This is a genomic window from Arcticibacter sp. MXS-1, from assembly GCF_041902385.1.
In the GTDB taxonomy this organism is placed as follows: domain Bacteria; phylum Bacteroidota; class Bacteroidia; order Sphingobacteriales; family Sphingobacteriaceae; genus Arcticibacter.
In genome coordinates, this window is the sequence record NZ_CP169244.1 from 3,163,409 (window position 1) to 3,176,999 (window position 13,591).

The 13,591-nt window shown below is 47.9% G+C and carries 9 protein-coding genes and 1 tRNA gene; 6 read left to right on the forward strand and 4 right to left on the reverse strand.

Going from position 1 to position 13,591, the window contains the following annotated elements; translation table 11 throughout:
• Nucleotides 1–86: 86 nt before the first annotated feature.
• Complete coding sequence (locus ACES2C_RS13680) at nt 87–866, forward strand: N-acetylmuramoyl-L-alanine amidase (RefSeq protein ID WP_374163649.1); 780 nt, start codon at nt 87–89, stop codon at nt 864–866.
• Nucleotides 867–1,454: 588 nt separating this feature from the next.
• Here ACES2C_RS13680 and ACES2C_RS13685 read toward each other — a convergent pair.
• The 3 genes from ACES2C_RS13685 to ACES2C_RS13695 are packed head-to-tail and all read right to left on the reverse strand — an operon-like array spanning nt 1,455 to nt 2,880.
• On the reverse strand, nt 1,455–1,880 hold the full coding sequence (locus tag ACES2C_RS13685) for a DUF2721 domain-containing protein (RefSeq protein ID WP_374163650.1): 426 nt from the start codon (nt 1,878–1,880) through the stop codon (nt 1,455–1,457).
• Nucleotides 1,877–2,299 carry a DUF2721 domain-containing protein gene (locus tag ACES2C_RS13690; RefSeq protein WP_374163651.1) on the reverse strand — a complete coding sequence of 141 codons (423 nt, stop codon included), beginning with the start codon at nt 2,297–2,299 and terminating at the stop codon, nt 1,877–1,879. Before ACES2C_RS13690 ends, ACES2C_RS13685 begins: the two co-directional genes overlap by 4 nt.
• A 41-nt stretch (nt 2,300–2,340) precedes the next feature.
• On the reverse strand, nt 2,341–2,880 hold the full coding sequence (locus tag ACES2C_RS13695; RefSeq protein ID WP_374163652.1) for a hypothetical protein: 540 nt from the start codon (nt 2,878–2,880) through the stop codon (nt 2,341–2,343).
• An 84-nt stretch (nt 2,881–2,964) separates the two neighbouring features.
• Here ACES2C_RS13695 and ACES2C_RS13700 point away from each other — a divergent pair, with 84 nt between their 5' ends.
• The 5 genes from ACES2C_RS13700 (at nt 2,965) to ACES2C_RS13720 (ending at nt 11,886) form a co-directional block, all read left to right on the forward strand.
• A complete protein-coding gene (locus ACES2C_RS13700) occupies nt 2,965–4,593 on the forward strand; it encodes an ABC-F family ATP-binding cassette domain-containing protein (RefSeq protein WP_374163653.1) in 1,629 nt (542 codons plus the stop codon).
• 70 nt (nt 4,594–4,663) lie between these two features.
• Nucleotides 4,664–4,736, forward strand: a tRNA-Lys gene (locus ACES2C_RS13705).
• Between the two features lie 362 nt (nt 4,737–5,098).
• On the forward strand, nt 5,099–7,081 hold the full coding sequence (locus tag ACES2C_RS13710; RefSeq protein WP_374166954.1) for an NPCBM/NEW2 domain-containing protein: 1,983 nt from the start codon (nt 5,099–5,101) through the stop codon (nt 7,079–7,081).
• Nucleotides 7,082–7,306: 225 nt separating this feature from the next.
• On the forward strand, nt 7,307–9,244 hold the full coding sequence (locus ACES2C_RS13715; RefSeq protein WP_374163654.1) for a glycoside hydrolase family 97 catalytic domain-containing protein: 1,938 nt from the start codon (nt 7,307–7,309) through the stop codon (nt 9,242–9,244).
• A 23-nt stretch (nt 9,245–9,267) separates the two neighbouring features.
• Nucleotides 9,268–11,886 (forward strand): TIM-barrel domain-containing protein, encoded by a 2,619-nt coding sequence (locus ACES2C_RS13720; RefSeq protein ID WP_374163655.1) that lies wholly within the window; start codon nt 9,268–9,270, stop codon nt 11,884–11,886.
• A gap of 133 nt (nt 11,887–12,019) precedes the next feature.
• Here the strand turns inward: ACES2C_RS13720 and ACES2C_RS13725 are convergent, their stop codons facing one another.
• Nucleotides 12,020–13,420: a glycoside hydrolase family 43 protein gene (locus ACES2C_RS13725; protein ID WP_374163656.1), complete on the reverse strand. Its 1,401-nt coding sequence runs from the start codon at nt 13,418–13,420 to the stop codon at nt 12,020–12,022.
• Between the last annotated feature and the right edge of the window lie 171 nt (nt 13,421–13,591).

A 13,591-nucleotide genomic window follows, 5' to 3' on the forward strand; every position in this document is an offset into this window, starting at 1 on the left:
TCACATAACTGTAGGGGGATTGATCGGGGAAACAGTTGTGTGCCGAAACTGGAACTTTTAACTATTTGCCGTAAGCACAGATATTGATGATAAAGCGTTTTTTCTCAGTACTTATATTGTTGATGCCTTTTGTTCTCCTCGCGGGAGAAGTTACAGAAAGTGCCGCAGGAGCGGGAGCATTTACAGTGGTGATTGATGCCGGGCACGGCGGAAAAGACGGGGGAACCAGAAGCTCTAGAACCAGAGAAAAAGATATCGCCCTGGATGTGGCATTGAAGCTTAGCAGTGCTCTTAAGGCAAAGGGGATCAGGGTCGTGCTCACACGCAGTACTGATGTCTTCATTCCTCTTTACGAACGTATTGAAAAGGCCAACGACGTAAAAGCCAATCTCTTTATTTCTATTCACTGCAACTCACTTCCCTATAACAAAGCCGGGCGTGCTTCCGTGAGAGGGGTTGAGACCTATGTTTCAGGATACGGCAGGCTCGACGAGCAGGATGTGGCTATCCGCGAGAACGCTTCAATCCTGTTCGAGAAAAATTATAAGAAGAATTATAACGGCTACGATCCTAAAGATCCCGAAAGTATAATCCTTTTATCCCTGATGAAAAACGCCTACCGCACCAAGAGCATCAAGCTTGCCAGTTTAATGCAGAAGGAGTACCGCAAAGTGGGACGCGTTGATAAGGGAGTACATGAAAAGAGCCTTGCCGTACTGGCTCGCGCGGCTATGCCGGCCGTACTAACGGAGATCGGCTATCTGAGCAGTCCAGCTGAGGAAACCTATATGCGCTCAGACAGCGGCCAGAGCGAGATCGTGACCTGCATTCTCAATGCCGTCATGGCCTTTAAAAGGGCTGGATAAGTCTTTATTTTTTTAATTTAATAACATTCAAAGCCTGTTTCAGCCTGACCAGTGCCTGTACTGGTTCCTAACTCGTTGTGTAAAGGGGTGACCTTCCGTCCCCCTTGAGTTGTCCCTGGCTTCCCCTGAGCCCGTCAAGACTCCGACACGACCCCGTGTTGAGTCCGACTTTTTCTGTATAAACACGGACTTACCACGGACTCACTTCAGCGTCACTTCGCGGACAGGGGGAGCCATACACCAGCAAGCATCATACAATTAGAGCGTGTTCTCTAACTCGTATCAGCTGAGAAGCGAGTTTAGTTCAGTTGGTGCATAGCTGAATTGATACCCGTGTGTCGTATGACCGTTCTTCTTTTATCCGCAGCTCCAGAGGGAAAATAGCAGATCGTTTGTGGTCCATATTCTCCGAAGACAGGCTATGTCCCAGCTACGCCCTACGAAAGTACAGCGCGGTATGAAATGCACCGGCCTCCATAGGCTACTTGAAACTGTATCTATCCCTTCGGCGATTGAATGTATGGAATGCACCGGCTTCCATTGACTTCGACCGGCGAAACAATTGCCTGAGTCTCCGTTTCTCCCTGCTCAGCTCTTTGTGCCACCGGCGTTCTCTCCTGTAATTTCGTCTTTGACATCGCTGATGGCAAGCCTGAGCGCGTTAGAAGAAAGGTTGATTTCCCGGAAAGAAAGGTACAATGCCAGCATCAGAAAGATCATGCTGAACCAGAAGGTATACCAGGCTATTTCTTCCTGGCCCTGGAACATCAGAAAGATGGTGGCAATGCACAGGAAAAAGGCGCAGGTGCCGCTTGCCTGCATATTGCGGATGAGATAGATGCGGGTGCGCAGGTTCTGGATCTGTTCGATAATATGAGGCGCGTTATGGTCTTCATACTGCTTTTTCAAGGTGCGGAGGAGTCGGCCCAGCTGTACGAATTTCTCGGTGTAAGCCAGCAGGATGAGCGAGATTGCCGGGAATAAAATAATCGGAGTGCTGACAGAGAAACTCATCCTTTCCTTTCTTTTTTGTCTTCCATGATCAGCTCTTCCAGATCACTCAACTCGATCTCAAGGGCCTTTACAGAGATCTGTGTCTCGCGGAATGAAATGAGCAGCGACAGCATGAGGAGCATCAGGCTCAGGCCAAAGGCGTATTCGGCGATGCGCTGCTGGTTGTTATAAAGGAGCCACATGGAGAGAACACAGATCAGGAATCCCATGATGCCGCAGGCCTGCATGTTCCGGACTTGGATAATTCGCTTTCGGATATTGGTGATTTGCCCCAGCAAGCTGGGTGTTTTATTTTCAGCATACTGGTTCTTCAGATTGCGGATCAGGCTGGCCAGGGCAAGAAAACGGTTGGTATAGGCCAGCAGTAACAGCGAAATGGCAGGAAAAAGAAGGGCAGGAGTAGTAAGGGTCAATTCCATCGTAATGGCTTCAAATATCTATGCAATATTAATCATTGTATTTAGTTAGATGCCAGCATTGATAAAATCTTTTTTCCGCGGCTCTGTATGCTTGGCAGTCCGTCTCTCATCAGGAACTCAATCTGTGCCCGAAGCTCTTCTTCGATCCAGTCGTCCTGCCGGCGCAGGGAGAAGAGAACGCTCATGCAGTTTGCTTTTACCGCAACTGGAACCTCTGGATGTGCCAGCCATTCAAAGGTGGCCTCGATGAGGGGAGTATAGTCAAAACCGGGTGGGAAGGCCCGCTTCTTCAGCAGGTCCATCAGGATCTTGGTGAAATGGCGCTGGCAGCTGTGATTTTGCTGACGGGGATAGGCATCCGTAAAGTGAAGAAGGATCGGGAGGAAACGCTCTGGACTTACTTGCTGAACCTGTTCCAGTATCCAGGCAGCACGGAAAGCTATCTCGGTTTCCTCATGGAAGCAAGTCGCAAGCAGATCTTCTATTGAATAGGCATCGGTCAGGCTCAGGGCCGTCAGCTTATTCACTTTAGTTTTTGTAAGCGTTTGCTTCAATGCTTCAATAAGTTGCTGTTGTGTCATCTTTGGTTCTGCTAAAATAAATCTTTTTTGCACTTTAGCATATGCAGGGGATTATGTCTACCTTTGCACCTCATTTTCAAAGGCATGATTACGGTATCCAATCTATCTTTACGTTACGGCAAACGCACACTGTTTGAAGAAGTTAATCTGAAGTTTACACATGGCAACTGCTATGGTATTATAGGAGCAAACGGAGCAGGGAAGTCAACTTTCATGAAGATCCTTTCGGGTGAGGTAGATCCCACTACCGGTTCGGTAGCTTTTACTCCCGGTGAACGAATGGCGGTCCTCAAACAGAATCACTATGAGTTTGACGAGTTTTCAGTGATTGAAACCGTGCTGATGGGCTTCAAGGAGCTGTATAGTGTGATGAAGGAGAAGGACGCTCTTTACGCCAAAGAAGATTTTACGGATAAGGACGGCGAACGGGCAGGGGAGCTGGAGAACATCTTTGCCGAGATGGACGGATGGAACGCAGAAAACAACGCTGCGACACTTTTGAGCAACCTTGGCATTAAGGAGGAGCTTCATTACAAGCTGCTGAAGGAGCTGGACGGAAACCAGAAGGTTCGCGTGCTGTTGGCGCAGGCGTTGTTTGGCAACCCCGACATCCTGCTGCTCGATGAGCCTACCAACGACCTTGATATTGATACAATTGCCTGGCTGGAAAACTTTCTGGCCGACTATCAGAACATCGTACTGGTGGTATCGCACGACCGTCACTTCCTGGACACGGTTTGTACGCACATCGTCGATATCGACTTTGGCAAGATGACTATCTTCACCGGAAACTATTCATTCTGGTATGAATCAAGTCAGCTGGCCTTGCGTCAGCGTGCAGATCAGAACAAGAAGATGGAGGATAAGGTGAAGGAACTGCAGGAATTTATCCGTCGCTTTAGCGCTAATGCTTCGAAGTCTAAGCAGGCAACCAGCCGTAAGAAGGCCCTTGAGAAGATCAATCTGGACGAAATCAAGCCATCAAACCGGAAGTACCCGGCCATTCTCTTCAATAACCAGGGACGTGAAGCCGGAGATCAGATCCTGCAGATCGAGAACCTGAGGAAGGAGTCGGGCGGTGAGCTGTTCTTTTCGGGTATTGACCTGATGGTGAATAAAGGCGACAAGATTGCGGTCCTCTCTCAGAACAGTTTGGCTACTACTGCCTTCTACGACATCCTGATGGGAAGGGACAGCGATTTCTCGGGTAGTTTTAAATGGGGTGTGACCATCAACCCCGCCGATATTCCGGCTGATAACAGCGAGTATTTTGAGGGAAAGGACCTCAACCTGATCGACTGGCTGCGTGAGTATTCGGAAGGAGAGAAGGACGAGCAGTTTATCCGGGGTTTTCTGGGCAAGATGCTGTTCTCAGGAGAAGAAGTACTGAAGAAATGTTCGGTATTGTCGGGAGGAGAGAAGATGCGCTGCATGTTCTCCAAGATGATGCTGCAGCAGGCCAACGTGCTCTTGTTTGATGAGCCGACGAACCACCTTGACCTTGAATCGATCACGGCACTCAATAATGGCATGAACGATTTCAGAGGAACGATATTATTTACGTCTCGTGACCACGAATTAACGAATACCGTTGCCAACCGCATTATTGAGCTTACTCCTGGCGGAATTATCGATAAATTAATGACTTACGATGAATACATCAGCAGCGAAGTGGTGAGACAGCAAAGGGACGAATTATATTCTATGGCATAGATGAAATAAAAATTAAATTTTGGTTGTGAAAAAGAGAAACATTTCTTTTCTTTGCACCACCAAAACGGATGACTCCGTAGCTCAGCTGGTAGAGCAACAGACTCTTAATCTGTGGGTCCTGAGTTCGATCCTCAGCGGGGTCACTGAAAATGAAAAACCGCCTCTAGTAAATAGGGGCGGTTTTTTTGCGTTATAGGTGGAGATTCCCGATTTCGGCGTCACTGCATGATTTTTAAAACCTATGCCAACCAGACTTCTTCTGATTAGTTCATATTTTAGACATTATAGCTCGTTTTTTAGACATTGTTGCTATATGTCACTCTCTATTCATCCTAGTTTTGACCATTGCCGCCCTGGACTTTGAGCGGACGGACATAAGGTCCGGACCGTCAGGCGCGCAGAGAGGAACGAGAACCAATTTTCTTACATAACCTGTTATCCGGATGATATCCACACGTAATTTAAAAACCACTGCCTTTACAGCCCTTTTTTTCTAATCAGTTTTATATGGACAGCACCGCTCGAGGCTCAGACCGTTTGGCTTGATGAACTTGACCTTAGTGCTGCAACGCAAGGATTCGGCATGCCGGGTAAGAACAAGTCGGTTGACGGCAAGCCCATCACTATAGCAGGCAAGACCTTTAAACGTGGTTTTGGAACTCATTCGGTAAGTTCCCTCCTTATTTTGCTGGATGGAAAAGCATCTTCTTTTTCTGCCATGGTCGGTATCGATGATGAAGTGGCTGGTCATGAGCCGGCGGCTGAGTTCCAGATTTTCGGCGATGGCAAAAAGTTATGGTCCAGCGGAATTATGCGGCTTGGGGATTCAGCCCGGTCCTGTTCTGTTGCCCTGTCTGGCGTTAAGAAACTTGAACTTGTTGTGGCCGATGGAGGGAACGGCAACTACTACGATCATGCCGATTGGGCGGATGCAAAATTTGAGGCATTAGGGGCAAACGCTTTCGTTACCATCAACCCGGTCTCAAGCACGCCCTATATACTTACGCCGGCTCCTCCTGCAACCCCCAGAATAAATGGGGCTTCAGTATTTGGGGTGCGGCCTGGTTCTCCTTTTTTGTTTCGTATAGCGGCAACCGGGGAGAGGCCGATGACTTTTTCTGCTTTGGGATTGCCAAAAGGATTGAAAATTGATCCCCGAACCGGCATTATCACTGGCCGCGTATCTAATGCAGGGACGTTTAATGTGACCCTTGGTGCAAAGAATGCCAGGGGTACAGCATCAAAGAAATTTCGTATCGTTTGTGGTGATCGCATAGGCCTCACACCGCCGATGGGCTGGAACAGCTGGAATTGCTTTGCCGGTGAGGTGTCGGCCGACAAAGTTAAGAGGGCCGCTGATGCGCTGATCAAAAGTGGACTCGTCAATCATGGCTGGACGTATATCAATATTGATGATTTTTGGCAAAATCACCGGGATTCTGAAGATCAGACCATAAGGGGGAAACTCCGTGACGACTCGGGCAGGATCGTTGCGAACTCCAGGTTCGGTAATATGAAGCTGCTCGCCGATTATGTTCATGGCCTCGGCTTAAAGATAGGCCTCTATTCGAGTCCCGGTCCCTGGACTTGCGGTGGTTGTGCTGGCAGTTATGGGTATGAAAAGCAGGATGCGGAAAGTTATGGCAAATGGGGATTTGATTATCTGAAATACGACTGGTGCAGCTATGGCGGGGTTATTGACGGAATGGCAGATAACGACCCCTATAAAGTTGGTTCACTATCCTATCAGGGCGGCGGCGATTTGCCGACTGCTGTGAAGCCTTTTAAGATAATGGGAGATTATCTCAGGGAACAACCGCGCGATATCATTTATAGCTTATGCCAGTATGGGATGTCGGATGTTTGGAAGTGGGGCGGTTCGGTCGGAGGGACTTCCTGGCGCACCACTAATGACATTACCGATACCTGGGCAAGTGTAAAGAGCATCGCCCTTGAACAGGACAAAGCTGCAGCCTGGGCAAAGCCGGGAAACTGGAATGATCCTGATATGCTGGTGGTAGGTACAGTGGGTTGGGGAAATCCTCATCCAAGCCGACTGAAGCCGGACGAACAGTACCTGCACATCAGTTTGTGGAGCCTTTTTTCCTCTCCTCTTCTGATCGGATGTGATATGGAAAAACTTGACGATTTTACACTGAACCTCCTGACGAACGATGAAGTGATTGCCGTTAATCAGGATCCGCTTGGTAAGCAGGCTACGTGCGTGTATACAGACGGGGAGCTTCGGGTATATGTAAAAGAACTGGAAGATGGCAGCCGGGCGGTGGGGTTCTGCAATTTTGGTCTGGAGAAAGTAGAGCGGTCGTTCCGGGATTTTGAGAAACTCGGTATTTCCGGTCGACAGACTGTGCGCGACCTCTGGAGACAGAAGGATGTTGCCACCCTTGGAGCCACGCAGAGCAAGTTGACCTTAAACATCCCTGTACACGGAGTGCTATTATATAAATTCAGTCCTTCAAACAGGTAATACCCTCGTTTTGTAACGAGAACAATTGTAATACCACTTTCTTACGATCCAGTTCTGTACACCTGGCGCTATTGCCTTCATCAGGAGCAGCGCGACCTGCCGGGGCTGGGTCAGAATCAATAGTGTAACCTCTGCCTGGAAAGCGGGAGAGCAGGCTCTGACGCTTCTTCCGAATTGGGAGGGGCCCCTTTAGGATATAAGTCGGATAATAATGATATGAGGGCAATGAAGCTAAGTCTTTTTACAGCACTGTTTCTTTTACTTGTAACTTCTCACGGAATCGCACAAAAAGCAAGTGTATCTTCTCCTGACGGAAGGATACGTGTTTCTCTTTTTTCCGATGCAACGAATAATGGCACCTGGCATCTCAGTGTGTTTTATTCCGACAGCGGGCGGGCTCAGAATGTGATTCCCCGTATCGACCTCGGATTGGTACGCAGCGACCAGGATTTCTCCAGAAAACTGAGCCTTGTAAAGGCAGGTAAACCGAGGGCGATAGAGGAGCATTACGAAATGCCGCATGGCAAGCGAAGCATATGCAGCAACAGAGGAAACGAGGTGGTCGTTTCTTTTCTTAACCGGGAAAAGTCCCGGTTGAATGTTATCCTAAGGGCGTATAACGACGGGGTGGTTTTTAGGTATGAGTTCCCCGAAAAGACGGGGACTTTCACCATAAAGGATGAATTGACTGCGTATTCGGTGGACGATTCAGTTACGCGCTGGATGGAGCGCTGGAATCCGGCGAATGAGGGGCTTTACGCGCAAATGAAAGGGGCGGGTATTCAGCAGAGAGAATGGTGCTATCCTGCCCTTTTTAATACCGCTGCTAAAAATTGCTGGTTTTTGCTGCATGAAGCTGATGTAAACAGGTCTTATTGCGGATCGAAATTGAGTAATATGCGCGAGAAGTTCGCGTATAAAATTACTTTCCCTGACCAAAGAGATGGAAACGGACTTGGTGCCTCTCTGCCGGTGGTAGCGCTTCCGTGGAAGTCGCCGTGGAGGGTTGCCATCATTGGCAGCCTGGCAAAAGTAGCAGAGTCTACCTTAGTTCAGGATGTTTCTCCGGCTTCTGTATTAAAGAATACGGGCTGGATTAAACCAGGGCTGGTATCGTGGAATTACTGGTCTGACAACCACGGAACCAAAGACTATAAGACAGTATGTGCATTTGCTGACCTGGCGGCCCGTATGAACTGGCCGTATACCTTGCTTGACTGGGAATGGGACGCGATGGCTAACGGAGGGAACCTCGAAGACGCGGCAAGGTATATTTTATCAAAAGGCGTGAAACCCCTCATCTGGTATAATTCGGGAGGCAAGCATACTTATGTACCCGCAACGCCAAGAGACCGGATGCTTACACATGAGAACCGTGTGGAAGAATTTACAAAGCTAAAGAAGATGGGCTTCGCGGGAGTGAAAGTCGATTTTTTTGAAAGTGAGAAGCAGGATATGATCAATTACTACCTTGATATCCTGGAAGATGCGGCAAAATTTGAGATGATGGTCTATTTTCATGGTTGTATAGTGCCCAGGGGCTGGGAGCGAACATACCCTAACCTCATGACATCTGAAGCTGTAAGAGGAGCTGAGTGGTACAATAACGGCCCGGAGTTTACTACGATTGCGCCGGATCACAATAGCATCTTACCTTTTACCCGCAATGTTGTGGGACCGATGGACTATACGCCCGTTACTTTTACAAATTCTCAATTTCCTCACCTTACTTCGTACGGACATGAGATGGCCCTGAGCGTGTTGTTTGAATCGGGATTGCAACATTTTGCCGATCGCCCTGAGGGCTATGACGCGTTGCCCGACGCTGCCAGAACGTTTCTCAAAGAGGTTTCAAATGCCTGGGATGAAATCAGGCTGCTGGAAGGATATCCCGGGAAGGATGCAATTATAGCACGGCGGAAAGGGAATCGGTGGTACATTGGTGGTATTAATTCGGAACTGAGGGAAAAAAGAAAAACTTTGCAGTTTAATTTCTTACCTGTGGGTGTTCGTTATAAACTAATCCTGATAGCAGACGGAAAACACGATAAAGATCTGGAAACCCAGTATCTGGTAACGGACAGTAAAGGATCTGTGGATGTGAAAATGCTGCGCAGAGGTGGTTTTTCAGCTGTATTAAGTCCGTTAGTCGAAAATCAGTAGGTGCTATTCTTTTGCTATATAGTATGAAGAGTCGGGTTCAATTTGTCTTTTTTATACTCCTGATGCCCCTGATCGGGATGGGGCAATCTTATACAGGATATCGTTTGCAAACAGACCGCCTGTCCATCAGCCTGACTGACGGTGTGCTGGATATTATTCCCTTGTCTGAAAAGGCGGTGAGAATTCAATGGCATAAGGGACAATTGAAGGAGGAACGGGAACTAATCTTCACTGAAAAGCTTACTCCTCCCGTATTCGGGGTCAATGAGAAAGGTTCAAAGCTTGTTCTCAAGCTCAAGGAGTTGTCTGTCGTCTTTGATAAAGAGAATGGTGTGATCGACTACAGGGATGCTGCAGGAAAGATATTTCTGAGTGAGAAGGAGGGAGGGAGGAAGCTTACAGAATCGTCAGTAGCAGGAGAGCCTTGCCTGGTGGCAGAGCAACGGTTTAATTCTCCTGCTGATGAATACCTCTTCGGGCTCGGCCAGTTCCAGGATGGTCAGTTTAATCTCCGCAATATAAGCCGGAAACTGATCCAGGTGAATAGCCAGATCGCTATTCCATTTTTGTATTCCAGCAAGGGGTACGGAATCCTTTGGCATCAATACGGTCTTACTTATTTCAACCCGGCGGATCATAGTGTGCCGCTTGAGAAACAAACAGGTGCAACGAGGGAAAATAAAGAGGTTGAAGTGACTACTACTTCAGGGACCCAACGGGTATCACAACAACAATCGTTATATACCGGAAAGTTTAAAGCCGAAAGGGATGGCGAGTACTCTTTTATGCTCGACCTGGGAGATATGGACAGCCGTCATCTGCTGATTATTGATGGAGTGAGCTGTATTGATCAGTCTAATCTGTGGTTGCCTCCTGCTGCAGGGACGCTCACTCATCTGAAGGCCGGAGAGCACACTGTTCAGGTTGTATGCCGCGCTTCTAATAAACCGGTATTGTCGTGGAGAATGACGGATAATGAGACGACTTTCCGGTCGCCCAACGCCCGTGCTCTGGACTATGTTGTTTTTCACGGAAAGAATGCCGACGAGGTGATTGCCGCTTACCGTAACCTGTCGGGAAACGTGCCGATGCTGCCTTTATGGGCTTATGGCTTTTGGCAGTGCCGGGAACGCTATACCTCAGGCAAGCATCTGGTTAGTACGGTTGAAGAGTTCAGAAAGAGAGAATTGCCGGTAGATGTGATTGTGCAGGACTGGCAATACTGGGGGAAGCACGGCTGGGGAGTGCCGCAATTTGATACAGCTAATTATCCCGATCCCGCAGGCTTTGTCAGGCAGCTGCACGAGCTGAACGCCCGTTTTTCTATTTCTGTCTGGGAAAACCTGGATAAGAAATCGGAGGTAGCAAAGGACTACATATCCTCAAACCTCTACATCCCCAATAGTCCCTGGATTGATATCTTTAACCCTGCAACTCAAAAGACCCACTGGAATGCGCTGAACAAAAATCTTTTTAGCTTAGGCGTTGATTCCTGGTGGATGGATGCTACAGAACCGGAAAATGATGCACTGGCGGGAAAGCAGACATGGTTTGGTCCCGGTGAGTTTTACAGGCTGACGTACCCCTTGTTTGTCAGTAAGGCTGTATACGAAGGACAAAGGGCTGCGAATGATCAGAAGCGGGTAACTATCCTGACGCGCTCAGCTTTTGCCGGGCAGCAGCGTTTCGGGGCGATTAACTGGTCGGGTGATATAGGCTGGAACTGGGACACTTTCAGAAGGCAGATTAAGGCCGGACTTAATTTCTCGCTTACCGGCATGCCGTTTTGGACAACAGATATTGGCGGGTTTTTCCGTCCGGGAGCTACCCAGTACACCGATGAAAAGTATCATGAAATTCTCACCAGGTGGTTCCAGTGGGGGGCTTTTAACCCAATCTTTCGTATACACGGTTATCAGACAGAGACAGAACCGTGGAAGTACGGAGATAAGGTTGAGTCGAATATGCGAAGAATGCTGAATCTTCGTTACAGGCTTTTACCTTATATCTATTCGGAAGGATGGCAGGTTTCAAGCAGTGGGAGTACGATCATGCGTCCTCTTGTGATGGATTTCAGCGGTGATCCGAGGGCTTTGGATCAGTCCTATGAATACATGTTTGGAAGTGCTTTCCTTGTGGCCCCGGTTACAGAACCTGGAATAAAGGAGAGCTCGGCTTATTTGCCGAGAGGTAATGATTGGTATGACTTCTGGACAGGAGTGCGTGTGAAAGGTGGACAGGGATTTAAAACAGACATTTCATTGGATAAGATCCCTCTTTTTGTGCGTGCAGGTTCAATAGTACCTCTCGGCAAACCGATGCAATATGGCTCAGTGAGGGTGATGGACACGCTTGAGATACGTGTTTATAGGGGTGCTAACGGAAAATTTACGCTTTATGCGGATGAGGGCGACAACTACAATTATGAGAAAGGGAACTACAGGCTTATCGATTTTGCCTGGAACGAAGAAACCAAAAACCTTGTAATTGAAGGTATGAAGGGTGATTATCATGGCGCTCCTGCCGAATACGTCTTTGACATTGTTTGGGTTGACTCTTCAGCTGGAAAAGGAACAGACGCTGCTTCCAAAAGTACCAAGGTTATTTACAAAGGAAGCAAACTCTTAATAAAGGGAGGATGAGCTTCTTTTATTAAGAGGCATCTTGTACTGCTCTTTAGCTGGAGAATGTGCGGAGAGAGTCATATTATAGAAAAGCTCTGCTCTTTGCTCCATAGATTCATTTAAGTGAATTAGTGCGGGTCGCTGAAGGCGCTTAGCGCTTGAACTCCCAGCTGTTAAAGTTGAAAAGCTCTCGGCCTGCAGTGATATTCTGACCCTTAAAAACAAAATACAGATCATGCACTCCGGTAGGTTGCCCGCTGACCTTCTCAGTCAGTGCCTTCCATGAATGCCATCCTCCGGTCCGGGGGACATTGACAGAAGCTATTTTTGGCCCGTTAAGGCTGTCTGTGTGTACTTCTAAAATACCTCCATCGAGTCCGGCAGCCAGGGAAGCTTGAAAGCTGGCTGGGGCTGTCGATCCGAAATTAACAGAACGGACCTTAATATAACCGTTCGTTCTGATGTGGCTGACAAAAACGTTCCCCTTTTCGTCTTGTTCCGTGCGGCATTTTTCGGCCCAGGCAATAGTCGCCGCCTTTGTGAGTTGGTAAGGATCAAGAGTACCGACCGGCTGAACACCTTCCTTTGTCATGGAAATCTTGGGGATACTGCCATCAGGATTATATTTAAACGTTTCGATGGATGTGGCCCGCCCGTAGCTGCCACCTCCGGGTAATAAACCTGTATGGTAAAACAAGTAAGAATTGCCCTTAAAGTCGATAATTCCTCCGTGGTTGGTAAAACTATTAGTAGCTTGTTCGGACATGATTTTGCCCTGATATTTCCATGGACCCGTAGGCTTGTCGCTCATTGAATACGAGAGACATTCGCCCCCTTTTGTCATCCCTGCAAACATCTGGTAATATTTTCCATTCCTTTTGTAGAACCACGGTCCTTCAACATACATATCTTTAATCTCCGGTCTTTCCTTATTTTCAGGGTTACGGGGTGGTCTTACTCCTCCGAATGCTTCAACAGTCTGAGGTACTTCCACAATATCGCCCGACCAGGATATCATATCCTTGTTGAGTTTAACATAGTAGAGGCTGCCGTTCCCCCAGTACAAGTAAGCCTGTCCGTCGTCGTCAATAAATACAGTTGGGTCGATATTAGACCAGCTCCCCGTGGTGATTAAAGGTTTGCCAAGGGCATCTTTGAAGGGACCAACGGGACTATCGGAAACCGCAACGCCTAATGCCATATTATTTTGAACGGTCTGGGCGCAGATATACCAGTAAAACTTTCCGTTGCGTTCAATACACTGTGCTGCCCATGCACGATCCCTTGCCCAGGAGAATGATTCGAGAGATATCGGCGAGCCGTGATCCGTCCAGTTCACCATGTCCGACGAGGAGAATACCCTCCACCTGGTCATGTAATAGAAGTCGTAACCCGGGATATCGTCACCTGTATAAACGTAGACTTTGTCTTTATAAACCATAGGTGCAGGGTCTGGAGTATAGTGAGTCTGTATAACTGGGTTTTGAGCTCTCAGTGTGCTTGCGATTGATAGAATTGTTAATAGGCAGGCGGCGCTTTTAGTAAGTCCCATATAATTGCGTTGGTTTTATTTGACAATTTACTTATACCGCCAAAGCTATTAGGCCTTTAGGTCTTACAGTAACCAGTCTGTCAAAAAGAGTAGGATAAATGTATAAAGACCTTAGCACCCTTGTTTTTTTGAATGACTCATCTCTCACAGATTTTTTTAGTCTGCGTGGAA

What these genes read in the sequence shown, in the direction of transcription:
- ACES2C_RS13715 (WP_374163654.1), top strand. Translation starts at nt 7,307, where the DNA reads ATGAAGCTAAGTCTTTTTACAGCACTGTTTCTTTTACTTGTAACTTCT.
- ACES2C_RS13725 (WP_374163656.1), bottom strand. Translation starts at nt 13,420, where the DNA reads ATGGGACTTACTAAAAGCGCCGCCTGCCTATTAACAATTCTATCAATC.
- ACES2C_RS13700 (WP_374163653.1), top strand. Translation starts at nt 2,965, where the DNA reads ATGATTACGGTATCCAATCTATCTTTACGTTACGGCAAACGCACACTG.
- ACES2C_RS13720 (WP_374163655.1), top strand. Translation starts at nt 9,268, where the DNA reads ATGAAGAGTCGGGTTCAATTTGTCTTTTTTATACTCCTGATGCCCCTG.
- ACES2C_RS13695 (WP_374163652.1), bottom strand. Translation starts at nt 2,880, where the DNA reads ATGACACAACAGCAACTTATTGAAGCATTGAAGCAAACGCTTACAAAA.
- ACES2C_RS13690 (WP_374163651.1), bottom strand. Translation starts at nt 2,299, where the DNA reads ATGGAATTGACCCTTACTACTCCTGCCCTTCTTTTTCCTGCCATTTCG.
- ACES2C_RS13680 (WP_374163649.1), top strand. Translation starts at nt 87, where the DNA reads ATGATAAAGCGTTTTTTCTCAGTACTTATATTGTTGATGCCTTTTGTT.
- ACES2C_RS13685 (WP_374163650.1), bottom strand. Translation starts at nt 1,880, where the DNA reads ATGAGTTTCTCTGTCAGCACTCCGATTATTTTATTCCCGGCAATCTCG.